The 22,218-nt window shown below is 62.9% G+C and carries 25 protein-coding genes; 8 read left to right on the top strand and 17 right to left on the bottom strand.

Annotated elements, in window-relative coordinates:
* Positions 1-3 precede the first annotated feature (3 nt).
* The 14 genes from traU to BSY17_RS20510 are packed head-to-tail and all read right to left on the bottom strand — an operon-like array spanning position 4 to position 11,381.
* Complete coding sequence (gene traU / locus BSY17_RS20445) at positions 4-1,023, bottom strand: conjugal transfer pilus assembly protein TraU (RefSeq protein ID WP_150125869.1); 1,020 nt, start codon at positions 1,021-1,023, stop codon at positions 4-6.
* Positions 1,023-1,292, bottom strand: a complete 270-nt coding sequence (locus BSY17_RS20450; protein WP_069067171.1) for a hypothetical protein — start codon at positions 1,290-1,292, stop codon at positions 1,023-1,025. Before BSY17_RS20450 ends, traU begins: the two co-directional genes overlap by 1 nt.
* On the bottom strand, positions 1,292-1,948 hold the full coding sequence (gene traW, locus BSY17_RS20455; protein ID WP_069067172.1) for a type-F conjugative transfer system protein TraW: 657 nt from the start codon (positions 1,946-1,948) through the stop codon (positions 1,292-1,294). Before traW ends, BSY17_RS20450 begins: the two co-directional genes overlap by 1 nt.
* A gap of 5 nt (positions 1,949-1,953) precedes the next feature.
* Positions 1,954-2,490, bottom strand: a complete 537-nt coding sequence (locus tag BSY17_RS20460; protein ID WP_069067173.1) for a S26 family signal peptidase — start codon at positions 2,488-2,490, stop codon at positions 1,954-1,956.
* The gene (locus tag BSY17_RS20465; protein ID WP_069067174.1) at positions 2,471-3,148 is read right to left on the bottom strand and encodes a TrbI F-type domain-containing protein; all 678 of its coding nucleotides are present in this window, start codon (positions 3,146-3,148) and stop codon (positions 2,471-2,473) included. Before BSY17_RS20465 ends, BSY17_RS20460 begins: the two co-directional genes overlap by 20 nt.
* Entirely contained in the window at positions 3,141-3,506 is a 366-nt protein-coding gene (locus tag BSY17_RS20470; RefSeq protein ID WP_069067175.1) for a hypothetical protein, read from the bottom strand. The genes BSY17_RS20465 and BSY17_RS20470 overlap by 8 nt, the downstream gene beginning before the upstream one ends.
* 3 nt (positions 3,507-3,509) lie before the next feature.
* Complete coding sequence (traC, locus tag BSY17_RS20475; RefSeq protein ID WP_069067176.1) at positions 3,510-6,107, bottom strand: type IV secretion system protein TraC; 2,598 nt, start codon at positions 6,105-6,107, stop codon at positions 3,510-3,512.
* A 1-nt stretch (position 6,108) separates the two neighbouring features.
* Positions 6,109-7,152: a TraV family lipoprotein gene (locus BSY17_RS20480; protein ID WP_237236621.1), complete on the bottom strand. Its 1,044-nt coding sequence runs from the start codon at positions 7,150-7,152 to the stop codon at positions 6,109-6,111.
* Entirely contained in the window at positions 7,149-8,033 is an 885-nt protein-coding gene (locus BSY17_RS20485; protein ID WP_069067178.1) for a DsbC family protein, read from the bottom strand. The genes BSY17_RS20480 and BSY17_RS20485 overlap by 4 nt, the downstream gene beginning before the upstream one ends.
* Positions 8,020-9,342, bottom strand: coding sequence for a TraB/VirB10 family protein (locus BSY17_RS20490; RefSeq protein WP_069067179.1), 1,323 nt, complete (start codon positions 9,340-9,342; stop codon positions 8,020-8,022). The genes BSY17_RS20485 and BSY17_RS20490 overlap by 14 nt, the downstream gene beginning before the upstream one ends.
* 4 nt (positions 9,343-9,346) lie before the next feature.
* Positions 9,347-10,147 (bottom strand): type-F conjugative transfer system secretin TraK, encoded by an 801-nt coding sequence (locus BSY17_RS20495; RefSeq protein ID WP_069067180.1) that lies wholly within the window; start codon positions 10,145-10,147, stop codon positions 9,347-9,349.
* Positions 10,144-10,710: a type IV conjugative transfer system protein TraE gene (locus BSY17_RS20500; RefSeq protein ID WP_069067181.1), complete on the bottom strand. Its 567-nt coding sequence runs from the start codon at positions 10,708-10,710 to the stop codon at positions 10,144-10,146. The genes BSY17_RS20495 and BSY17_RS20500 overlap by 4 nt, the downstream gene beginning before the upstream one ends.
* 1 nt (position 10,711) lies before the next feature.
* Entirely contained in the window at positions 10,712-11,002 is a 291-nt protein-coding gene (gene traL / locus BSY17_RS20505; RefSeq protein ID WP_069067182.1) for a type IV conjugative transfer system protein TraL, read from the bottom strand.
* 58 nt (positions 11,003-11,060) lie between these two features.
* A complete protein-coding gene (locus BSY17_RS20510) occupies positions 11,061-11,381 on the bottom strand; it encodes a TrbC/VirB2 family protein (protein WP_069067183.1) in 321 nt (106 codons plus the stop codon).
* Between the two features lie 390 nt (positions 11,382-11,771).
* Between BSY17_RS20510 and BSY17_RS20515 the strand changes: the two genes are divergently transcribed.
* Together BSY17_RS20515 and BSY17_RS20520 are read left to right on the top strand one after the other, a co-directional pair.
* Entirely contained in the window at positions 11,772-12,233 is a 462-nt protein-coding gene (locus BSY17_RS20515; protein WP_069067184.1) for a hypothetical protein, read from the top strand.
* A 104-nt stretch (positions 12,234-12,337) separates the two neighbouring features.
* A complete protein-coding gene (locus BSY17_RS20520) occupies positions 12,338-12,865 on the top strand; it encodes a hypothetical protein (protein ID WP_037523433.1) in 528 nt (175 codons plus the stop codon).
* A gap of 96 nt (positions 12,866-12,961) precedes the next feature.
* Here the strand turns inward: BSY17_RS20520 and BSY17_RS20525 are convergent, their stop codons facing one another.
* The gene (locus BSY17_RS20525) at positions 12,962-13,954 is read right to left on the bottom strand and encodes a lytic transglycosylase domain-containing protein (protein ID WP_069067185.1); all 993 of its coding nucleotides are present in this window, start codon (positions 13,952-13,954) and stop codon (positions 12,962-12,964) included.
* Between the two features lie 109 nt (positions 13,955-14,063).
* Between BSY17_RS20525 and BSY17_RS20530 the strand changes: the two genes are divergently transcribed.
* Positions 14,064-15,359, top strand: a complete 1,296-nt coding sequence (locus tag BSY17_RS20530; RefSeq protein WP_069067186.1) for a hypothetical protein — start codon at positions 14,064-14,066, stop codon at positions 15,357-15,359.
* A gap of 24 nt (positions 15,360-15,383) precedes the next feature.
* Here BSY17_RS20530 and BSY17_RS20535 read toward each other — a convergent pair whose 3' ends face one another.
* Positions 15,384-15,653: a hypothetical protein gene (locus BSY17_RS20535; RefSeq protein WP_069067187.1), complete on the bottom strand. Its 270-nt coding sequence runs from the start codon at positions 15,651-15,653 to the stop codon at positions 15,384-15,386.
* A gap of 300 nt (positions 15,654-15,953) precedes the next feature.
* Here BSY17_RS20535 and BSY17_RS20540 point away from each other — a divergent pair, with 300 nt between their 5' ends.
* The 3 genes from BSY17_RS20540 (at position 15,954) to BSY17_RS20550 (ending at position 18,305) form a co-directional block, all read left to right on the top strand.
* Complete coding sequence (locus tag BSY17_RS20540; RefSeq protein ID WP_069067188.1) at positions 15,954-16,247, top strand: hypothetical protein; 294 nt, start codon at positions 15,954-15,956, stop codon at positions 16,245-16,247.
* A gap of 66 nt (positions 16,248-16,313) precedes the next feature.
* Positions 16,314-16,718: a hypothetical protein gene (locus tag BSY17_RS20545; protein ID WP_037523445.1), complete on the top strand. Its 405-nt coding sequence runs from the start codon at positions 16,314-16,316 to the stop codon at positions 16,716-16,718.
* Between the two features lie 363 nt (positions 16,719-17,081).
* The gene (locus BSY17_RS20550) at positions 17,082-18,305 is read left to right on the top strand and encodes an ATP-binding protein (protein ID WP_069067212.1); all 1,224 of its coding nucleotides are present in this window, start codon (positions 17,082-17,084) and stop codon (positions 18,303-18,305) included.
* Positions 18,306-18,331: 26 nt separating this feature from the next.
* On the opposite strand, the gene BSY17_RS20555 is transcribed toward BSY17_RS20550, so the two are convergent.
* A complete protein-coding gene (locus BSY17_RS20555; protein ID WP_237236624.1) occupies positions 18,332-19,561 on the bottom strand; it encodes a tyrosine-type recombinase/integrase in 1,230 nt (409 codons plus the stop codon).
* Positions 19,562-19,622: 61 nt separating this feature from the next.
* Here BSY17_RS20555 and BSY17_RS20560 point away from each other — a divergent pair, with 61 nt between their 5' ends.
* On the top strand, positions 19,623-20,639 hold the full coding sequence (locus BSY17_RS20560; RefSeq protein ID WP_083217232.1) for a hypothetical protein: 1,017 nt from the start codon (positions 19,623-19,625) through the stop codon (positions 20,637-20,639).
* 341 nt (positions 20,640-20,980) lie between these two features.
* Positions 20,981-22,189 (top strand): AAA family ATPase, encoded by a 1,209-nt coding sequence (locus BSY17_RS20565; RefSeq protein ID WP_422125455.1) that lies wholly within the window; start codon positions 20,981-20,983, stop codon positions 22,187-22,189.
* Positions 22,190-22,218: the final 29 nt, after the last annotated feature.

Raw genomic sequence — 22,218 nt, forward strand, 5'->3', positions numbered from 1 at the left:
CCCCTATAGCACGCAGCAATTGCGCTTGCGCCAGATGAGGTAGCCCATGTCCTCGCCACCGGCGGGGTAGGCGCGACCCGCGTCGGGCGGCATGGTGGAAGCGCCGATCGCCGAGCACGCGAAGCGGCCGCTGACGGTCGGGATCGGGTTGACCATCTGGAAGCGATATTGCTGCTTCCGCATGATCGGCATGAGGTATTTCTTGCACAGGCCCTCCGAGCCCATCGTTCCCCAAGCCAGCGCCTCGCGGTGCATCTTGTAGGCGAACCGGGAAATCGCGAGACGTGACGACTGCACATGGCCGATCGACGCCGGGATATTGCCGTTGAGCGGGTACATGCTGCCCTGACAACCCGCGCACCAGAACAACGGATCGAGCGGAAGCCCGACCGTGCCGGCGATGCAATCACCGGCGCACGCTGCCTGCGCGATAGGGTTCGCGAACACGATCGCCTCCGGGTTGATGAGCGTGGTCAGCGAGTCATCCTGCCAGAGCGGATCGATCTCGGTCATGTAGGCGATATCGAACGACGCCTGCTCGAAGCACACGAAATCGGTCAGGATCTCCATCCAGTAGAGAAGTGGATAGACGTACCAGTGGACGTGCCATTTGGCGGTGCTTTGGGATCGACCGCCGACCATCGATGGCCCGGCCAGATAGCCTTGGCCTATATCGAAGCCAGGGGCGATGCGGATCCCGCCGAGGTTGGGGAAACACCAGGGCTTCATCGTCACGTCAGCAAGCCGCGCCGGCTCCCAGAAACCGACCGAAATGCCGATGCGCGGAAGCGGATCGCTGCAGACGCATACCGGCGACGCCGGATTGCTCGGGTCGGGCCGGCTGCTCGGCCAGATCTTGAGCCCTCCTACCGACAGCGGAAACAGGCACGACCAGCAGACGTCGGTGATCGGATTGACGAATTTGCCATTGCACGTCGGACCGGCTGCCTCCGCCCTGGGCGCAAGCGCGAACACGACCGTCAACAGCAGGAGGATACCGAGGAAGGGGCGCAACCAACGCATCATTCACTCTCCCCAGCGCGATCGAGGAAAGCCTTGTCGATGCGCTGCTTCCGGGCGAGGTAGAGCCAGCTGTAGACCGCCGTCGCCACCAACTGGACCGCTACAAAGACCGGCGCCAATTGGCCCGCCATGCGATGAAACGGCGTGAACAGGGTGACGGTGAGCGCCAGCGACAGGCAAAGCCCCTGCCAGGTGAACCGCATACGGCGGAGCGAGCGGCTTTCGGGTGCCGCCATCGGCGTGCGCAGCAGGTCCAGCCACAGCGGCATCAGCCGATGCTCCCTTTCTTCAGTACATGCTCCGAAACCCGCATGATCCTGCCAGCCTGGGTCACGACGGCAGGCGTATGCTGAACGCCGAACTTGGCCGTGAGCTTGCCTTCCTGATCAAAATAGAAGCGCCGCTTCCGCGCCGTCATCGCCTCGATCGGCGAGCCGTTCACGAAGATGATCTTGGCCTTGAGGTCGGTGTAGCGACTGGTCGCCCACGCGATCTGCGCATTGTTGTCACCGTCGATGAAGACGAGGTCCTGCTTGATCGCAACGAAGTCGAGCGGGTTGATCCTCTGGCCGGCGGCCGCGATCAGGTTGCCCTTCTGGTCGTGGATGGCGCGCTCGAGCGTGACCGACGGATCATAGTCCCAGGTCCGCGCTTCCTCCGCCGGCGTGATGCCCGCGACCGGGGTCGGCCGACGCACCTTGGCCCCGGCACGCGCGGCGAACATCTCATTGGTTCTCGCCAGTTCGCCGGATGCTTCCGCGCGCCTCAACCGCGACTCGATCGTCGTAAGCAGATCTGGCTCGATGACCGGAAAGGCTTGCCCCGCTTGCCCGTAGTCCTTGGCCTCGATCCGCGCCGGCCCCACGAACGATGCGGTCACGGTGACCACGGTCGCAGCGACGCCGACGGTCAGGAGATCAAGCACGGTTCTCACAGGATTGGCTCCCCGGTCCCGACGATCTGCTTGCGGCAGACGAGACCTATCTCTGCGTAGCGGCTGTCAAAGCCGTCCTTGTGGGGCGTGCCGGCGAAGTAGCAGCCTTGCGGGATTTCACCGACGACGCCGGGCGTCAGCGGCTCGCCAAAGCGTGTCAGCGGCTTCATTTGGGCCACCATCTTGCCGTTGATCGTGACGATGGAACCGACATGGCCAACCACATCACCCGGCATCCCATAGACGATCTTGCCGAACATCTTCGGCCTGGCGCCGAAGTGACGACGCACCAGCGCATTGCTGGGAGGGTCGAAAAAAACATATCCGCCGCGCCCCGGGAGCTGCTTCCGGTGGATCACGAACGCCCAGTTCGGAAGCGAATCCGTCGTGTTGATGAGGAAGGCATGCGCATCGCGCCAATCGCTGATTGCCGTCAGGACGATGCTGCCGACAAGGAACGCGCCCAACATCCCCCAGAGGCGTTTCCGCGGCCTCCAGAGCGGACTGGGCGCGTCACTGACCGCCGTTGCCATCGGGGCCTCCAAAGGTGGATACCGAAGCTCCCGGCGCTCCGTACTGCATCGGTTGCTGCGGTGGGGCCTGGACCGGCGTCGCCTGTTGCGGCATGCCCTGCGCTGCGGCCATCGGATCGATCGTTGCAGCCGGGCCAAGGGGTTGCGCCGCCGCCGGCTGTGCGGGGAGCTGCGCCGCGCCAAGCTGTTCGAGCCGCTGCAAATCCTCGGCCGATGCCGGTTTGGGACGCGCGATACCGGATGCGTAGACCGCCGCCTTCAGGCTGTCCGTGATATCCGGCACGTTCTTCGTCAGGACGGCTTCACCGACCAACACCACCTGGCCGTTGGCGCTACGCCGCTGCAGCTCGCTGTCGAGCGTTGCCATGAACGTCCGCATTTCAGACTCGACCTGAGCGGGCGGCGACGCTGATCGGGCCTGCCCCTGCACATACTCGCCCACGATCGACGACAGCCGCGCCGAGACGATGTGATCCTGTTTCGGCGCGACAAGGGCCTTCGTCACCCACATGCACCAGATGATCGCCAGCAGCGCCAGCCCGCCGATGATGATCTGCACCTTTGTGAAGCCGGCGAAGACAGTTTTGCGCTTCACCGCCACGGCTTGGGGCGCGGACGGGGGACCGGACGGCAGGTCAAGTTCGGGCTGTTCAGCCATGACGGCGACTCCCTTCAGGGGTGCGCGCGGGGAGAATGCTGTGCCGGCGGAAGAAGATGATCGCCGAGGACAGAACAAGGTGCGCGATGGTGATGGTCTGTTTGAAGGCGGCGATCCGGTCGGCGTCCGCTGCGACATACCGGCTCGCGAAATTGTTGAGCTGGTGCATCAACCCGTCGAATGAAAAGCCGCCGATCACGAGGAAAAAGAGAAAGAACATCCCCCACGTCATCAGGAGTGTCGTGGCCAGAAACCCGGTGAAATGCAGGTAAAAGTACAGAAGATACCTGCCGTCGATGGCCGGACGGCGGACCGCAGCAGCGGCCGTGTCGATCGGTTCCGGAATAATCGTCGCCATGGCTTACTCCGCAGCGATGGCGATATCGTCATGGGGGACGATATTGCTCACCCATTTCTCGGGGTTGTCGGGATAGGCAATGCGCTCGATCGCCTCGTCCATGCTGAGCCCTTCGGCGATCATCGCGTCGATCGCGGCGAAGGTCTTGGGGCTCGAGGAGAACAAAGCGGCCGAATAAGGATCGAGAACGAGGCGGCCGACGGCGAGCGTCTCCGGGCCCTTGATCATGATGTCGGAATATTCGAACCCGTTGCGCTTGAGCGACCGCAGAAGGGCGTCGGTGTAGTCGTCCATCTCGAAGCGATCGTGCTTCTTGAAGTCCGCGATCGTCTCCGGCTTTTGCTGCAGGATGACGAACCAATCCGAGTTTTCGAGCGCGGCTATCGAGCCGGCCGATTTGTAATAGTCGTTGAGCGATTGCGTCGCCGTCACCAGCGACGCACCATATTTGCGGCAGGTACGCGCATAGGTCTCGATGAAGTCGGCCATCGCCCCGCCGCGCAGCATCTGCCACGCTTCGTCGAGCAGGAGAGCCTTCGGGATCGCTCGGTCGACCTTTCGCATCATCTGCTGCGACATGAACATGATCGCCGTCAGCACGACGCTGCGCAGCTCTTCCCGGGCCGACAGGTCGGACAGCTCGAACACGGTAAGCTGCGCCTTCAATTCGAAGGACACCTCGCCCTTGAAGAACTTGCCGTAGGTGCCGCCCGACGAGAAGGGCCGCATCGCGATGCCGAGGTCGGCCGCGAGCGGGTTGCCCGTCGCACCGAGCGCTTCGATCACATGGTCGATCGAGCCGCGACGGCCGTGCTTTTCCCAAACGTCATTGACCGCGCCGTCGATCAGACCGCGCTCGGTATCGTTGAGCCGGTCGATATGGCGCGACATCTGGTTGATGATGGCCTTGAGCATCGCCATGCAGTCGAGCAAATAGTCTTCGTCCTGGGCGGCTTGTTCCTCGTCAATCATCGAAAACGGATTGAGGCAGAAGCCCGAGCTCATCGTGAATTCGACAAATGCCCCGCCCTGCAGCTTGGCCGAATGCTCGAACGATCGACCATCGTCGATCACCACCACCTTGGAGCCGGCTCCGCACAGCGACGCGCACAGTTCCTGCAACGCGACAGACTTGCCCGACCCCGACTTGCCGAACACGGCGACATTATGGTTGCCGGCGGCGTTCTCGAACGGGCTCCAGAAGAAGGGCTGACCGCGGCGGCCGATGAGGAGTAAATGCGGCACCTGGCCACCAAGATACTCACCTTGCAGCGGCGCGAGATTGGCCGCCGTCGTGGTCAGCAGCGTCCTCATGCGCTTCATGCGCTCGAGATCCTTGGAAAGGCCGTTGGCCATCGTCATGGGCATGGCACACAGCAGGCCCATCACCTGCAGGTATCGATCGTCGAGAAGATCCCAGCCCGCGGCACGGTATACCGACTTCAACACCCGCTCGTTAGCGTCCCCCCTCCCCTTCGGCGAGAAGGACGTTACGCTGTAAAAACAACGAACCAGCTTTCGACCCTGCCGGATTTCCTCGTTGACGTACCGCCATTCCTGCGACTGATCGCGCAGCTGCGGCAGGAAGCGAGCTGATTTGGAATCCGCGAGACTCGTCGTCCGCATGAACTTGAAGCTGGCCCTGTTTGTCGACGATTGCGTATCCGGATATTCGAGGCAGAGGTTCGTCGAGATCGGGCACGGCATTCGCAGCTTGTCGGTGAACATATCGCCGATCAGGCGAACGACATCCCACGGCGCCCAGCGGTTGGGCAGGTTGCGGACCGAAAAAGAGCGGACGTCGAACACGTCTGGGTAGATTTCCCCGATCTCGGGTGCGCCCTGCACCTTCTTGCCGGTCGGGCGGAAACGCTCGGTCCGCAGCAGCATCCGGTCGGGCTCGACCTGCAGCTCGATATCGCGGCGGACCGCCTGATCGGCGATCGGGTCCAGCGGATTGTAGCTGACCACATCGTCGCCAGCAGCGGTCGTCGGCGACGTAATGTCATCGATCCATCCGATCAGCGCGACGGGATCCATCTTGCGGGCCGAGACATTCACCGACGCAAGGGTGGAAATGAGGCCCTCCATGATCGACACGATCTGTTCGACCGAAATGCTGGACGTCTCGGGCGTCGAGTAGGAGATCGCGACACGGTGGTTGCGCAGGCAGAACGGTGCATCGGCCGAGAGCGATTCCCAGACACCATCGGTCAGGAAGTCGACGCGATGCTTGGCCATGCGCTCGTACACGCCCCGCGCCGCGTAGCGCGGCAGATACCATTTGGAGAGCCGTTCGCCGATACGCGGGGACATCCACTGATGGAACTGCAGACAGCCCGGCGCCGGGATCCCTTCCGAAAGGAACTGCGTCAGAATCTCGCCGGTGCGCTCGTCCGCGCCGACCAGCGGCGCTGCCTCGATCACGAAGCCGCGCGAGGCGCTGTTATAGAATATCCCCGTTTTCGGGTCGTAACTGCGGTAGGGGAGCCAATGCGCAAGCATCGGCGCCGCGAGGTCGGGTCGCTGCGCGTCGGGACGTTTGGTGTCGCCAAACACACCGGCGAGCAGATTGTCGAAGAAGCCGGGCTTCGCGCTCATGTCAGTTGTCCTCCGGGACTGCGGCGGGAAACCCCGCTGCACGGACCGTCGCCTTCGGCGTCGGCTTCGCTTCGGGAAGGACGGCGTCAGTTGCCGCCTGCTGCGCGGTCTGCTCGACGCTGCGCGTTGCCGATTGATAGCGCGGATCACCCTTGACCCGTGCCTGCGCCTCGGCACTCGAGGTCGTTTTCGGAAGCGGTGTCGATAGCGCCGCCGCGGCCGGCCGCGCCGTGGCCGCTGCCTGGGCCGGCACCGGCGTGCCCGGGGGAGGCGCCGCTTTCGAAGCGGCCGACGGAACGCTCGGCGCGACGGGTTTCGATACGCCCGCCGCCGCACTCGCCGAGGAGGAGGCTGCCGGCGTGCCTGTCGTTAGGGCAGGCGTGCGACCCGCCCTGGGGGCGAGGCGGGCCGCAACATCGGCCTTGATCGCTTCGACGGGATCGGCCTTGCGTGCGCGAGCGGCGGCGACCACGGCGGGATCAGGAAGGTTGGGATCGATCGAGGCGACAACCGCTTCAGGCGGATCAGCCCGATCCACCGCTTCCGCGAGTGTTTTGGGACGCTCCAGCGTCGCGACGGCGTTCTGATCCGGGATCGGCGTCGCGGTCGCCAGCGCCTGTTGCTGCCATTCGCCGCGCGCGACAACGGCATGAACGGCGCTCGCCTCGTGCAGACGCCCGCGCTCGTCGATATAGGGCTGGAAGACGATGCGCAGCACCCGCTCCCGGGTGCGCCCCGCGTCGACCTGCTGGAGAGGGGACCGCTGGTCGGACGCTGCGGTACGATATGCCCGGGCCTTCGGCGCGTCGTCCATGTACGGCCCCGCCGGCGTCGTCGAGGCGCCGTTCGCATCGCCCGAGATCATCGCCAGCGCACGATCGTCGATCGTCGACGTCGGCGCGCAGATCCCGTCTGGCGCGGCGCATGAAAAACTGCCCTTAACATTACCGCCGAAACTGGCGCATCCGCCAAGGGCCACCAGCATGATCAGGCTCGCGAACGCCGGCAGTCGCCGAGAAATGCCGCGACGGGCGGGCACGCTCACGACTTCGCTCCTTTGAGCCAGGCCTCGAGGAACTGCTTGGGTCGGTAGCCCTCGAGCACCGCGCCGTCGCTGCGAACGATGACTGGCGTCCCGCTAAGGCCATGCTGATGTGCGAACTTCTCGTTCGCATCGAGCCCCTTGGTGTCACAGGACGCTTCGCTTTTGAACGGCTCGCCAGCATATGCGGCGTGCAGCGCCTGTTCCTGGTTCCGGGCGCAATAGACGCGATCGGCGACGTCGCGGCTGCCTAGGACCGAGATCGGCCGCTCGACCACCCGCACGTTCATGCTGCGCAGCACGGACGTCAGAGCACGGCAATAGCCGCAGCGGAAATCGGTGAAGACCGTGACCGTTTCGGCCGCGGCCTTGTTGCCCCAGACAATTGCGCCCTCCCTGGGAAGGCCCGCAAGGGACAGCATCGCCGGCTTCGACGGAAGCGACGTCTTTCTCACACCCGTCGCTGGCGTCCGGATATCGGCCGATTCCTCCTCCGGCTCGCCCGTGGCAGCAGCGGCATTCGCCTTGGCCGCGCCGCCAACGAGCATGTCGGGGTTGATCTCGAGCAGGCGCGCGGCCGTTATATCCTGCCGCGTTTGCATGTCGTAAACCCGGCCGATGACCAGATATCGCGCGCCGCCATCGACATAGAACAGGTTGGAGCCGGCGGTTATTTCGCAGAGCCCGGTGATCTTGCCGCAGTCGATCGCGTTGATCGGGGTCTTCGGCAACCGCGTCTTGAGCAAAAGGCGAACCTTGTCCTCGGGCTTTTGAACGTCGGCTGCCAGCGCGATGCCGGCGACGCTCAATATCGTCGCCGCGAGCATGAGGCTTGACGGCCGCGCCAGAGTGCGGAGACCGCCTGAACGATCAATTGCGAACATATACACCCTCCAAGAAGACGATTTCGACGTCGACGCCGGTCGGCATCTCGATGACGGGCTGGTACTGCTCGGCGCGCTCGATCAGATATTTCGAGACCATGTCGCCCGTTTGAGCCACGCCCTCGCCAAAGCCGCCTTCGAGGATATCACCCGTCGACAGCTTCTCGCGCTTGCCGTTGGTGCTGATGTTGGTGCCCTGGAAAACGGAATTGGCGTTGGCCGAGAAGCCGCGACCGAAGCCCCCGGCGAGACCCGCGATGAAGGCCTGCGTGACCAGAGAACCCTCGCGCGATACGACACGGCCGCGAACCCCGGTTTTGCCGCCAAAGGCGATGAATCCCTTGACCTCGGAGACGGCATACCGCCCGCCCGGCTGCGGGCAGGTCATCTTCTGCAGCTTGACGTAGACCTTCTCACTCGAGAGATCGCCGCGCGCCGCGCCGTTGATAAGGCAACCTTCGATCTTGGTCGTGAGGAGCCTGCCATTCTGGTAGACCGACCGCGCAGGCCCGGTGACACGAAGAACGACGGGCAGCGGGTCGGTCTGGCTGTTGACGCCCGCGCTCGCATCCACCCCCACGATGACCTTCGCCGACGCGAAGCTGTTGGGCGGCAGGTAGTTGATGCTGTCGGTATAAACCGTGTTGCCCTTGGCCACCTTCGATGCCGTGCCGGTATCGGCCGTCGAGAAGCTGACCATCTTGACCTCGCTCCCCCGCCCCATGTCGGCGAGGCGGGCGCCAGGCGCGCCGTCGGGGCGTTGATAGGCTTGCGCTCCGCTTGGACCGTACATCGCGCCAGGACCAGGAACCGGGGGAGGCGTGGTGCGCTTGTCGGCGATCTGCCGCTTTAGCTGATCGTTCTCGGCCTGATAGGCGGACAGGACGCGCGCGCCATCGGCCTGCATCGACTGGTTCTGGCCCTTCAGAAGCTCGATCTGCTGAGCCAGCTGGTCCATGCGCTGTTGCTGCGAGCTGACCGACTTGAGCTGGTTCTCGGTCGACTGGAAGCGGTTCTCGGAAAGCGCCATCCATTCCTGTTGGGAGAGATTGCGATTGACGAGATCATTTGTCGAAACCTCGACCTTGGTGACACCATCATCAGCGACCTTGGTCTTGTCTTCGCTGCCGCCGAAAATCCAGAAGGACGACGCGACAAGGCCGACACCAGCGACGCCGGCCAGCAACAGGCGCTGCTTTTTCCGCACGGCCTCATTGGCCGACAGTTCGTTGGCGACGGGCGAAACCCCTCCCCCTTCCTCGCCATCGAGGGCTTTGCGCTTGCGTTGGAAGAGATCGGCAAAAGCCATGTCCTTACCTCCCGTTCTGCGAGACGAGGTAGGCCGTGGTGACCTTACCGGGCGCGAGCCTGGGCTCGGCGATGGAGACGGCGAGCGCACTTGCCGGAGCAACGGTCGCCTCGGTAAGCTCGACCGACGCATCGCTCTTGTTCTCGATCCGCAGCACCTTGCCGATCAGGTCAGACCCGCGATATTCCGCGATCATCTGGACCTTGAGATTCCCGACATAGACGGGCCTCAGCGCGCGCTGCCGCATCTCGTAGCCGTCAACGACGCTGTTGGAATACATGGCCTGGACGAGCTCGACGGCGGCATCCTGGGGCCCGGCCTTCTCAGGCGCCGCATTTTCGGCCACCTTCTCCTTTGCGATCGCTGGATTGGAGATGAAGACCTGCGCTGCCTGGTCGCCGGCGATGCGGCACACGAACTTGTAGACGTAACCGCGCTTGCTGGTCGCGAAGAACGACAGCGCCGGCCTCCCAAAGCCGTCCGGAACCGACAGATATATGTCGCCTCGCACCGGCTCGTTGACGACCGAGAAATCGTCCTGCGGATTGCCCGTCGAGATCTTCGACACGGACGCGAACTCATCCTCGACGAGGCTGATCCGGGTCAGGTCCTTGGCCGACGCGGTGCAATCGACCTGACTGCTGTCCGACGCCATGATCGTTTGATCGGCCCAGGCGGGGTCCGCCATGAGAAGGACCGCCAGGCCGACCAGAGACGCCCCGATAAAGCGGCTCGCGTGGCAATAGGTGCGCGACAGAAAGGCGGCGCCGGTCACGGCGCTGCCAAGGGCATAGACCGACATCATTGATCCTTTTCCTTGCCGGTCGTCACCATTCCGAAGCCGACCAGCTTCAGCGAGACGCCGGAATATTCCCAGTCGAAACGGAAGGTCCGGCGTTCGTTGGACACGACTTTGTTGCCGACAATCGTGTGGAGATCGCCGGTCACCGTGGACCACAGATTCTTGGGGTCGATCTCCATCGTCTGGATAGTGAAGAACTGCGCGATCGATGACCCGCGCTGCTCATTCACGATCTTCATGAGATCGGCTTTCAGCTTGCCCTGGGCGCCAGGGGCGGTGATGTCGAGAACCGACTTCATCCAATATTCGAGGTTCTGGGGGCTCCGATCGAGCGTGAGTACCGCGGTGTCGCGCGTAATCAGCTCGAGATATTCGCGGGAAACGCCTGCGCTGCTCACCGTGAGCGGAGAACGAAGGACCGGCTGCAGGACGATTTCACGATCCCGCGTGACGGTGACAAAGAACAGCACGGCCGTCAGACTTGCGAGCGCCGCCGCGACCACCACAAGAAGATTGCGCTGCTTGAGGATGCGCTGGTTTTGCGCGTGCTGATATGTGATTTCCATGTCACCCTGCCATCAAGCGAAGATAAGAGGGTGGTGTCGCCTTCATGCCGGTGAAGCCGGCAGGAAGGTGCCAATAAGCCATGTGAAGCAGCCACGACGCCGCCCGACCTGCCTTAGCCTTTTTGAGACCCCACCAGCCTGCGCCCGCGAGCAACATGCCAATGAGAATATGCTGAGACAGGATTCCCCAGGTGAATGGGATCACCATTGCGAGGAATTCATCCAGCGTCCACAGCCCGATCAGCTCGGGATCGTCCAGATGAGACGGTATGACGTACTTGTCTGCGGCCATTGCACCACCCTCCCCAATGCCCGGTCGAAGCTGCTACCTCGCCCGGCCGTTGGCCCTGTCAGATCGTGGCTGTCACCGTGGAGGTGACGATCGGAATACCGGTGCCGGCGCCGACGCCGACACCAACCGGAATCGCGATCTGGCCCATCGAGAAGCGGCCCGACGCCAGCGCGACGATGCCACCTGCGAGGGACAGGACGGTGATGATCTTGCCGCCCGAACCCTCGAGGAAGTCGGTGAACTTCGTCAGGGCCGTGTCGAACGTGGTGTCGGCGCCGGCGAATGCCGGTCCAGCGAACAGGAAGAGCGCGAACGCGAGTGCGGCGAGGGCGAGGATGGCCAACTCCGCGCGTCCGCTGTGTTTCAGGACAGACTGCATGATGGGTTTTCCCTTCAATGGAGACGCGACGGATCCGCGCCCATTCGAAAATTGACCCCGGCGGGAGTCCGGCTGCAACGCGCGGTTTCGGAAACGACGGGGAACGGTGAAATTTTTCACCGCGCAAGGACCCTCTGCCCCGGTTTCCGGGGCGCACTGCCCCGACATGCCGGGCACGCTGCCCCCTATTCCGGGGCACCCTGCCCCATTCCTCGGGGCACCCTGCCCCGGAATAGGGGGCGGCCTTTCGGTCAATTGCGGTACGGTCTGGATGCGAGTAGATTCGCGCTCTGGAATCGAGGTGGTTTCAGGCGTCTAGAATTCAAGTAAGCTCTGCGGGTCGGCCGTTCGCCGAGGGTAAACCTAGAACAGGGTGAGGGACGTGCAGGAATGAGTGGGGACTCTCGCGGCTATGCTCTCGATATTTCGGAGCACCTTTTTCACCTGACCACCGAGAGTCTGCGCCTTCACTCCAATGAGACCAAGCGCTATCAGACGCTTGCCAGCCTGGTTAACTCTCGAGCCGCCTTCAGTTGCAAAATGGAGGAGCATGATCCCGAAATAATCCGCGACCACCTCGTCACGATTCCGACGAAAGGCGATATCCGTATTTACCTCAGTATCTCGCGCTCCAGCGCTGATTCGCTTGTCGAAGCCAAGAAGCGACTTGGAAGCCAGATCGGATCGAACCTCACGGTCGGCGATGCACTGTCGATATTGCTTTTTGATTACGTTGTCGAACAGAAGGCGACGCGAGTACTTGAACGGCTCGGCCTCGACGAACCGACAGGAAAATGCGGCGAGACGAATGCGAACGATTCGCAAGACGGAAATGTCGTTCGTCTCAAGTAGTTACCGGTTCATCGTGGGGCCATGTTCGCCTCTGGACGGGGTTGCAATGGCTGTGCTGGTATGTTCTCCTCTTCGAGTCCGAGCGGAATACAGGGGGCCAGGCAATGTCATCCCTTGCCAGGATAGAGGCAACAGCGGCGACCGCATTAGCGGTTGACGATGCGCAGCGGGATTACATTCCAATGATCCTCCAGGCGATGGCCGAGAAAGACACAGGTCAACGCAAGCTTGCCTTGAAGACGGGCATCAGCAAGACCCGCCTCGCCCTTATTCTGCATCACGATCCAGCCAAGCGCGCCGCCATGACGCTGGTCGAATTCCAGACGGTCCTGCACGCGTTGGACATAAACATTATCCAAGCCATCATTCGCGTAGAGGCTTTTCGCGACCAGGAGCTCCTGCACGACGCGCGCTACGCGACCCTGATTGCAATGCTCAGCGAAATGTTCAGAGGTCTGCCTTCAATGCTGGTCGCAGCCCTCGAAGAAATTGAAGGGATGGATGGCTCCGAAGTCCGACGAGAATGGGCGGGGCCACTGCAAGCAGCGGTGGTCCAAAGGCTGGTCAAGGAAGTCAGTTCCGTTCTCGTTCGCAGAGCCAATCTTTCAGAAATAGCCAACCTCGCAATATAGCGACCAAGCCCCGACGGGCTTTTTTTTGTCGCGTTTTCCCTAAAGACACGAACAACAATCCATTATTCGCTGGAACGCCGTCAAGAAACCGACACCTCAAAAGGTCGACACGGTGGCCGAACGCCCGAAGCGCGCGCGCTGGACCGACGGCGAAGGCGATGATGGTGTCTGAACCGTACCAACCCTCGAGAGCCCGCTCAACCGAGACCAGTTCATGAGTATATCGTCGACATAGGCCTGGGTCTCGGCGATCCGCGGTACGAGGCCATTGCGTACCCTGCCCGGTCCCGCGTTGTAGGCCGCGAGCGCCAAGTGGTATTGACCGAACCGATCAAGCTGCTCGCGCAGATATTTGGCTCCGCCTCGCAGGTTATCCGCGACATTGTAGCGATTTACACCCAGGCCCACTGCCGTGTCCGGCATGAGCTGTGTCAAGCCGAAGGCGTTCTTCGGGGAATAGACGCCAGATTGATAGCGGCTCTCACGGATGATCATCGCATCGAACAGGCCGACCGGGATGCCGTACTGGCAGGCGATGTTGCTCATCATCGAATAGTAGTTCTGCCGACGATATTCGGTGTCGGCCGTGAGGAAGCCGCTAGGTCGATAGCCGGCGGCGGTGCAGCCAGGCACATAGCGGTTAACTGCGGCCGCAAACACCGGCCCGCCCCTCATCCATGCCGGAATCGGCATCGAAGATACCGAAGGGATCATATAGCCTGCGACGGGCGCTGCGCCGAGCTGGGCTACCCCGACATGCGCGAACGGATCATCGTCGTCGACGGCTGCCTGCGCCGCTGAAGGAGTCCGAGGGGTGAAGCTGCTGGCCATCTGAAATTCGACCCATCGTCGGCTGAGATCATGCACACGAAATTCCCCCAGCACCGGACCATTGTCGACCGACGGCTCGGTTTCCTCCCCTCTTCCTGCATCCGGCGCCGGCACTTCGGGCGACGCTGGTGCTGGCGTGGCGCCCGTCATCGAGATCAACTGCACGGAGCGAACGGCTTTGCGACCCTGGGGCGCCGCCTGCAGCATCGTCCCGCTGCCCATCAGGATTGCTACACCACACAGAAGATAAGACCTCATTTTCGGCCTCCCGAAACCGCTATTTCGAAAGTGGGGATCGACAGAACGGGATTGTCAATCCCGCCGGCCTGAGTGAGAATCCCCCATTCCTCCTCCGAAAGGGTCGTTCATGTGGTTGATCGATCGCCATGGCGACGGGCGCAGTGCGCGCCGAATCCCCCTCCCCGACCCTGTCAGGTCGGCTCTGGTCCGATGGTACGCAGGCGAGGGCTCCCGAGGGGACGAGGAAGCGGGCATCATGTTGGTCCAGCAAGCCCGGATTGGCGGTAAGTGGATCGCATGTGACTGCCGGGACGACGACACGGCGCCACCCATCCTGACCCCAGCCTTTCTCTCCGAGGCGGAGACCTATTATTTGCGCCGCCTCACCAGCTCAAAGCGCCCCGAACACCAACCCGATTGCCCGTTCTTCCGGGATCAGGTGACGAACCGCATCACCGAGATCCGTACTCATCAGACACCGGCGGATCCTCCCACAGGCTATTTCGAGGTTTTGCGGCCCGCTCCCGAGAAGCTGGCCCAGCGACCGGAGGAAGACACAAGCGACGATCGGACCCGACATGCTTCGGTGCCCCGCCTTGCGCGGCTGCTATGGCGACTTCTCGACGTGGCGGGCCTCAACCTTTGCGCGCCGTTGTCGCATGATCTGGTCGACCATTCGATCAGCGACGAGTTCAAGGCGCTCACCGCGGCCGCGGGTAAGATGGAGATCGCGCCTGGCATCGAGCTCGGTCGAGCTCTGTGGACCCACGCCAAGGCGCTTCACAGCAACCGCGTTTATGCCGGACTTCGCGAGCTGTCTCGAAACTGGCCGCGAGGCCATGCACCCCAAGCGTTCCTTACCCTCTTCTCGCCCGCGTTCAAAGGAGCGCAAGTTATCGTTGCGGGGTGCGAGCCCGTCGTGATCGCCAATCGGGTTCAATCCCCGTCTGTGCGGGGAAATCCGATCAAGGGCCCCTATCTTGTCATCGTCGTGGCCGGCGAATATCCCGAAGCGCACGGCTACGCGCCTTTGCGGGCCTATGCCCAGCCCATCTATTCGGGCAGGCGCTTCATTCCCGTCGATTCAGAGTTTGAGCGGACCGTTTTGCGCGAGTTGCTGGCGGCACGGCACTATTTGGATCGGGATGGGATCGACATCGCGATCGAGAAGCCCGTCTTTGACAAGCTGACGCCGATCGGCGCCTGCAGGCCGGATTTCCTCCTCGAGGCTCGCTCACGCTCCACGGGCGAGATCCGGCAACTCATCGTGGAAGCCATGGGCGTCGAGGATGAGGACTATAAGGCATCCAAGGCCGTCACGCATCCACGCATGGCGCAGATCGCCCCGGTGGTCAGCATCACGCCGGCACATCTCCACGAGGGCCATGTCCGCGCCATTCTGACGGACGCGCTCAACGCTTAATCCTCTACAGCGCTGCGGTGGCCGTCAGCTCCATGACATCGAGGCGGCGAAAGCGCCAACGATGCCGAGGGTGACGGGCGTCGATATGAAATAGAGCTTCTGCCAGCGCCACCAGGTCTTTGGCAGGAAGAGGGCAGCGGAGCCGAAAGAATCGATATTTGTCCACGCTCGCTCGCGATAGATTTCGATAAATGTGGTTGCGACCGACAGAATGACCGCGATGCCGCAACACAGGCCTGCGGCGACGTAAAGAGCGATCCAGTTCGCGATCTCGACCTGTGTCAGATGCGCCATGATAATGCCATCACCCTTCCGACGACTCGCCCCAGATTTGCACCCGGCGTGTGTCGGCCCCGCCTGACGTCCCTGCCCTGCCCTCCTCTACCCAATCATGGTGAGCAAAGCCTTAATCGCCGTCGTAAAGGCAAAAGCATCAGCCGGGATGATTTTTCTTGCCGCCAAACGGCGACATTCCATCGCATAATCGCTGATAAATCAAGGGTCGGAGAACTACATATTGCGTTGCACAACGTGAATGAGGCTAGGTGAAGCGGATGTTGCGCCGGGATCACCGACCTCCAGGCGGATAGAGCTATGCTGGTGACGGTCCTCTTCATTGTCTATCAGGGCGTCGAGGCGATTACGGTCCACGACGCCGAACCCGCCGCATGGTCGGCGCTCATGAAGTTCGTGGACAGCCAGTGGCACCAGCGGTTCGACGATGAGCCCTACCTTCTCGAAGAGCAGGAACGCGCCAAGATGTTCTTTGCCGATGAGGACGATCTTTTCATCCTGGCCGAGGCTGACCTTACGGAACTGGCGGACCGCGTCGACGAGCTGAGCACCGAGGCTTGTGGATGTTGCCCCTCCCCTGTTCGACCATCGTGACCTTCTGATTTTCGATTTCGCTTTCAATCTGCTGGCGCTAACCTGTTCGCAAGGAGCGGCTCGCGCATGTTCGAATGCCTTATCCTGGGTGATAGCACTGGCGTCGGCACGGCGCGGGCGATCAATGCCCGCTACGCCCAGCAGTGCGATGTCCAGGCAACCGAGCGCGCCACTGCAGCCCAGATCCTTGCTTGGCGGCGGCCAGCCAAGCGCTACGGGACATCGATCTTTGCGATAGGATCAAATGATATGGCCGGTCAGGGACTTCTCAATAAGCTCCTGAAAATCCGAACGAGCGTTTCGGCGAAGCGTGTCATCTGGTTGCTGCCTTATGCGCGCGCCCAAGCTTACACGGTCAGTTCTGTCGCGGCGACCTTCGGCGATGAGACGCTCGATCTGATGCGCTTTCGCTCAGAGGACAATGTTCATCCTCTGAGCTATCGCGATGTCGCGCTCCGCCTCCTGCGCTAGGGCCGATCAACCAACACCTCCCGACCACAGGCAGCATCCGCGCTTTTGGGCCTCGGAAAACCACATCGCCCTCCGTGTGCTCGCGCCACTTTTTGCTGCAAGCTTCGCGCCATAGCGCATCACGGTCTTCGGATTGCGCGAGCGATAGGCCCACTTGATCGCCGGCAGCGAAATTGTCCTGGGCGACGCCTACACGGATCGAATGGCGCGACACCGGTTTGTGCGAGCGAGCGCGCCCGGTGTCGCTGGCGACCGATAGGCGAGCCTTCGCGGCCCCAAGTGTGATTTCATTTGGCCGTAGCGACAATTTCAGATAGACGCCCACACTCTTTCATTTAGGTGCTGATTGGGCTTCAGACCGCCATGCTTCTTCGTCATGCAACCCATCGCGTCCATGAGGCCCTGCAGGATACCAGGGTAGTCATGCTGGCCGGGCCCCGGCAAGCAGGCAAGACCACCCTCGCCCGCTCCCTCGCCGAGAAATCCCGGACCTATCTGACGCTTGACGACGCGACGACCCTGTCTGCCGCGAAATCCGATCCGGCCGGGCTGGTGCGCGGGCTTGACCGGGCGATCATCGACGAGGTCCAGCGAGCACCCGATCTGCTTCTGGCCATCAAGGAAAGCGTCGATCGGGATCCCCGCCCCGGCCGCTTCCTCATAACCGGCTCGGCCAATTTGATGACGCTGCCGCGCATAGCGGACTCGCTTGCGGGCAGAATGGAAATCATACGCCTGCTGCCTCTGGCTCAATCCGAGATCCTCGCCCAACCGGCGCCGCGCTTCCTCGAGTCCCTCTTCGCCGGGCGAGCGCCGGAACCCGGAACGCTGCTGCTCGGCGGCGACCTCGTCGATCTGGTGCTGGCCGGCGGCTATCCGGAGGCCGTCGCGCGCAAAAGCTGGACCCGACGCCAGGATTGGTACGACAACTATGTCGAGGCCGTGGTCGAGCGAGACGTCCGCGACATCGCCAACGTCGACCAGCCCGATCGCATGCCGCGCCTGCTTCGGGCGCTTGCCGCTCATGCCGGGCAATTGATCAACCACGCGGGTGTCGGCGCCGGTCTCGATCTCAATCATGTGACCACCCAGAAATATACCGGGATCTTCGAGCAGCTGTTTCTCGTGCGGACCTTGCCGCCCTGGCACAATAACGCCCTCAAGCGACTGACAAAGAAACCCAAGCTGCATTTCCTCGATTCAGGCCTGCTGGCCGCGCTCACCGGCCTCACACCCGAAAAGGTGGCAGCGGATCGCTCCCGTTTCGGCGCCATTCTCGAAACCTTCGTGTTCTCGGAGATCCTCAAGCTCACGGGCTGGTCCGACGACCGCTTCTCGCTGAGCCACTTTCGGGACAAGGAGCTGGATGAGGTCGATATCGTCCTCGAGGACCGGGACGGGCGGATCGTCGGCCTGGAGGTCAAGGCGTCCGCGACGGTCCGCTCCGAGGATTTCTCGGGCCTGCGCAAACTCGCCGCTGCGACGGGGCAACGCTTTGCGTTCGGCGCCGTGCTCTACGATCATGAGCAGACGATTGCCTTTGGCGACCGCCTAGCCGCAGCACCGCTCTCCAGCCTCTGGGGCTGACGACCACAGCCGGCTGCGAGGGATCCTCAGCTCTCCCCAGTGGCCGATGCCGACAGCCGCGCCGCCATCCGCGCACTTGCGCCGCTTTTTGCCGCGAGCTTGGCACCATAGCGCATCACCGTCTTGGGATCGCGCCAACGATAGGCCTGCATGATCGCGGGCAGGCTCTCGCCCGCCGCGAAATTGTCCTGCGCGACCCCGACCCGAATTGAATGGCTCGACACTGCTTTCAGCCAGCGCTGCAGCTCGGCCTCGCTCATCTCTCCCAGCAACTTCCGATCGAACGCGGTCCGGATCAGCCGCTTGTAGATCAGGGTGATGCTGTTGGGGTGCAAAGGCCCCTGCCCCACCGTCCGCACCGACCCGTCGAAATGCGTCTCGACCCGGCGAAACAGAGCGCCCGTGTCGATATGGCCGGCGTCGCGCCAGCGGGCGATCGCGCGCATCGTCGCCGGCGAGAGATAGGCAACCGCGCCCTCGCGCTCGCGATCGGTCTTGCTTTCGGGAATGAACAGGGTGCCCGCCCCCTCCCCGTCCGGACCCTCGATCGCGTCGACCATGATCGCGACCAGCTCCGAGCGCCGGCAACCGCTGTCATAGGCGACGCGCAGCAGCGCCTCGTCGCGAAGCCCAAGCAGGTCGCGGCGGCAGGCTTTCAGCAGGTGCGCGAGGCAGACGCCGCTCGCCGGGCTGTCGAGGTCGGCGATGTCGCCCTTGAAGCGCAGCGCCCGCGCCTGGCGCTGGCGGGTGCCGAGCGTCTTGCGCGCCGCCTTCATCTCAAACCGGACCAGGGGCGCGGCGGTGGGATCGTCGAGCCCGGCCATGCGATAGGCCCAGCCGACATGGACAAGGTAGCGCGCGATCGTCGCGGCGGCGCGCACCTTCTCGACCGAGGCATCGATCCCCGCCAGCGCACGCACCCAGCCCGCGACCGTCTCCTCGCCGGCGTCGACGGCGCGGATGCGCGCGGTGCGGCACCACCGCCCCCACAGGACCAGGTCGGAACGGAACGCGCGGCGGGTGTTGGCCGACCAGCCGCGCACGGCCGCGGCAATCAGGCTGGCATCGACCGCCACGCCGGCGCCGACGAGATCGCGCACGTCCTGGACGACGAGATCGAGCGTGCGCGTGTCACCCACGGCCACCCTCGTCCGCGCTAACGGCGGCGAAAGGGCGGCAAAGGGCACGGTTTCGCTCATGGCGCCCAGCGATACCGCCGGCACTCTATAATGTATAGAGTAGTGATAACGGTTCATTATCAACACTACGCTTATCGGCAACATGGACGGAGATCAGCTTTGCGGATATAATCGGGCGATGGCGCGCGCCTCCCCTGCCCTGATTTCGGTTCCCTGGACCCTAGAATTGGCCAGCGCGCTCGAATCGGCAGCAGCCGCGATCGCACGACTGGACGCCCGGGTTTCCGCCAGTTCCGTGGCATCCGCCTGGTCCCTTCGCGCGGCCTGGAGCGGTTATGCCACAGCCCTCCAGCTGCAGGGTGTCGAAATCGACGAGGCGGAGGTATTTTCATGGGGAACGGGGGTGCCTTTGCCCGGCCGACAGCATCGATCGTCGTTGGACGACCCGTTCTCGGCGTTCGATGGCTGGCGGCGATCGTTGGCCGCGACCGGCCATCACTGGCAGGAGCAGCTCCCGTTCACCCCCGAGCTCGACGACGGGTTTGCCGCTGCACCGGCCTTGCTGCGCGCCTGCGAGGTAATGCGACAGTTCGCTTTGGCTGATCGGTCGATTCAGCCGTGGCTGTGGCTGCCCGTCCTGCTCCACCGGATGAGCGTCACCCAGGCGCCCCTCCCCTCGCTCGCCGGTGGCCACAAGGCACTGCGGTTCGGCAGCCTCCAGGCAGGACCGCAATGCCTGCGCTTGCTCCGCCAGATGACCAGGGCCGCGGATCAATCGATCGCCAGCATTGACGCGATCGAGGACGACCGGCGCAGGGCGATCTATGCCATTTCGGGACTTCACCGCCCAGGCTTGCTTACCGCGCTCGCCGCCGCCCTGCTCCACCATCCGGTCACCAGCCCCGATCGGATCGCAGAGACACTTGGCCTGACGCTCTCCGGCGCCGGCAAGCTGCTCGATCGCGCCGCCAGTATGGCACTGGTCAGGGAAGTGAGTGGTCGCCGCTCCTGGCGGGTCTACGCCGCCCCTGATGTCGCGATCGCACTGGGACTAGCCCCTGCCCTGCGCGGTCGACCCCGCAAGGCGCTCGATCCATTAGTTCCGCCAAAAGACATCGACGATATCGTTTCCACCTTCGATCGGGAGATGGCCGAATTCGACGCTCGCTTCGGTTCGTTGGCCAACGGCGCCTGACGCCGCCGCGGGAAGTTCGCATCAAGCATGATCGCCCGCCCCCGGTCCACCGCCGGTGGCCAACCAGTCGCGCCAATTGGTCGGTTTCCTTCGGTACGAAACCGCGGCAATTTTCGTCTCGAAAACAGAGTATTAGCTCGATTTTCGCGCAGATTTCCCGGCGCTACGGCGCCCCTCGTTCGTTCGGTTGGACTATGCCCCTGCTCCGCGCCACCAAACCGGCCCACAAACTGAACGGAAGATCCAAAGCATGCGGTTCGCCTGATCTCTTTTGCACTCAACATTGACGATTGAATGGAAACCGGCCTATGTAACCATAAATTGGTTCAGGGTGGAAGACAATGGCCGAATTGACTTCAGATGCATCGCGAATAGCAGAATTGGCGGATGCGGGCGTCCGCATGATTGAGCGGCTTCGCCGCAAGGCCTTCCTTCCCGATACCCGCAAAGGTCTCGATGTACGTTATGGAATCGCCGAAGCCGCCACGCTCCTCGGCTGTTCGACCAACCGCATCCGCATGGCCGAGGAGGACGGTCGCCTCCCCCAGCCGCCGGCTACCGATTCGGGACGCCGGGCGGGCTACACGATCGAAGAGCTCCTTCATATGCGCGATGTCCTTGGCGCGTCGCCTGCCCGCGCCCCCCTCGATCAGCCGCCCATTATCGCTGTCCAGAATTTCAAAGGCGGCGTCGGCAAATCGACCGTTACCACCCACCTTGCACATTATTTGGCGGTGCAGGGTTATCGGGTCCTGGTCGTCGATTGCGACAGCCAGGCTACGACCACGACGTTGTTCGGACTCAATCCGCATTTCAATGTGACGCGCGAGGAGACGCTTTATCCCTACCTCTCGATCGACCCGACCCAGGCCGACCTACTCTACGCCGTAAAGAAGACACCCTGGCCCAATGTCGATCTCATTCCCTCCAACCTCGAACTATTCGACGTCGAGTATGAGATGGCGGCTGCCGGCGCTGACGGTGGAAGCATCCTCGCAACGCGTTTTCGCAAACTCAAAGCGGGCCTGATGGACCTGGCGCGCTCTTACGACGTGGTCCTGCTCGATCCGCCTCCGGCACTCGGAACGATCAGCCTCGCGGTGATGCAGGCCGCCAATGCGCTCATCGTCCCCCTCGCAGCAACGACCCCCGATTTCTGCTCCACGGTCCAATTCCTATCCATGATGGAGCAGGTCATCGGACAGCTCGGCCAAGCCGGCATCGACGTAGATTATTCGTTCGTCCGGCTGATCTGCTCGAAGTTCAACGGCAATGATCCGGCTCACGCCATGGTCCAGCAAATCATGGAGCAGACGTTCGGGCCTGCCCTACTCCCGGTACCCATCCTCGAGTCCGCAGAGATTAGCCACGCCGCGATGCGCATGATGACCGTCTATGAACTAGACAAACCCATCGGAACCGCCCGCACGCATAAGCGGTGCCGGTCCAACCTTGATGAAGCACTCGGACAGGTCGAGCAACTCGTACGCAGAGGCTGGGGACGCGTTTCGCCGGTAAGCGAGGAGGCCCTTGTCAATGAAGCGGCCTGATCTTCATCACTTCGTCGCGGGTCGCATAT

The sequence above is a fragment of the Sphingobium sp. RAC03 genome (assembly GCF_001713415.1).
GTDB lineage: Bacteria > Pseudomonadota > Alphaproteobacteria > Sphingomonadales > Sphingomonadaceae > Sphingobium.

Bases quoted from the DNA above. Each gene is read 5' to 3' on its own strand.
- BSY17_RS20490 (WP_069067179.1), bottom strand. From the start codon at position 9,342: ATGGCTTTTGCCGATCTCTTCCAACGCAAGCGCAAAGCCCTCGATGGC.
- BSY17_RS20530 (WP_069067186.1), top strand. From the start codon at position 14,064: ATGTGGTTGATCGATCGCCATGGCGACGGGCGCAGTGCGCGCCGAATC.
- BSY17_RS20525 (WP_069067185.1), bottom strand. From the start codon at position 13,954: ATGAGGTCTTATCTTCTGTGTGGTGTAGCAATCCTGATGGGCAGCGGG.
- BSY17_RS20515 (WP_069067184.1), top strand. From the start codon at position 11,772: ATGAGTGGGGACTCTCGCGGCTATGCTCTCGATATTTCGGAGCACCTT.
- BSY17_RS20565 (WP_422125455.1), top strand. From the start codon at position 20,981: ATGGCCGAATTGACTTCAGATGCATCGCGAATAGCAGAATTGGCGGAT.
- BSY17_RS20450 (WP_069067171.1), bottom strand. From the start codon at position 1,292: ATGCCGCTGTGGCTGGACCTGCTGCGCACGCCGATGGCGGCACCCGAA.
- BSY17_RS20540 (WP_069067188.1), top strand. From the start codon at position 15,954: ATGCTGGTGACGGTCCTCTTCATTGTCTATCAGGGCGTCGAGGCGATT.
- BSY17_RS20550 (WP_069067212.1), top strand. From the start codon at position 17,082: ATGCTTCTTCGTCATGCAACCCATCGCGTCCATGAGGCCCTGCAGGAT.
- BSY17_RS20485 (WP_069067178.1), bottom strand. From the start codon at position 8,033: ATGTTCGCAATTGATCGTTCAGGCGGTCTCCGCACTCTGGCGCGGCCG.
- BSY17_RS20555 (WP_237236624.1), bottom strand. From the start codon at position 19,561: ATGAACCGTTATCACTACTCTATACATTATAGAGTGCCGGCGGTATCG.
- BSY17_RS20520 (WP_037523433.1), top strand. From the start codon at position 12,338: ATGTCATCCCTTGCCAGGATAGAGGCAACAGCGGCGACCGCATTAGCG.
- BSY17_RS20535 (WP_069067187.1), bottom strand. From the start codon at position 15,653: ATGGCGCATCTGACACAGGTCGAGATCGCGAACTGGATCGCTCTTTAC.
- BSY17_RS20495 (WP_069067180.1), bottom strand. From the start codon at position 10,147: ATGATGTCGGTCTATGCCCTTGGCAGCGCCGTGACCGGCGCCGCCTTT.
- BSY17_RS20545 (WP_037523445.1), top strand. From the start codon at position 16,314: ATGTTCGAATGCCTTATCCTGGGTGATAGCACTGGCGTCGGCACGGCG.
- traC (WP_069067176.1), bottom strand. From the start codon at position 6,107: ATGAGCGCGAAGCCCGGCTTCTTCGACAATCTGCTCGCCGGTGTGTTT.
- BSY17_RS20500 (WP_069067181.1), bottom strand. From the start codon at position 10,710: ATGGAAATCACATATCAGCACGCGCAAAACCAGCGCATCCTCAAGCAG.
- BSY17_RS20470 (WP_069067175.1), bottom strand. From the start codon at position 3,506: ATGGCGACGATTATTCCGGAACCGATCGACACGGCCGCTGCTGCGGTC.
- traU (WP_150125869.1), bottom strand. From the start codon at position 1,023: ATGCGTTGGTTGCGCCCCTTCCTCGGTATCCTCCTGCTGTTGACGGTC.
- BSY17_RS20510 (WP_069067183.1), bottom strand. From the start codon at position 11,381: ATGCAGTCTGTCCTGAAACACAGCGGACGCGCGGAGTTGGCCATCCTC.
- traL (WP_069067182.1), bottom strand. From the start codon at position 11,002: ATGGCCGCAGACAAGTACGTCATACCGTCTCATCTGGACGATCCCGAG.
- BSY17_RS20460 (WP_069067173.1), bottom strand. From the start codon at position 2,490: ATGGCAACGGCGGTCAGTGACGCGCCCAGTCCGCTCTGGAGGCCGCGG.
- BSY17_RS20560 (WP_083217232.1), top strand. From the start codon at position 19,623: ATGGCGCGCGCCTCCCCTGCCCTGATTTCGGTTCCCTGGACCCTAGAA.
- BSY17_RS20465 (WP_069067174.1), bottom strand. From the start codon at position 3,148: ATGGCTGAACAGCCCGAACTTGACCTGCCGTCCGGTCCCCCGTCCGCG.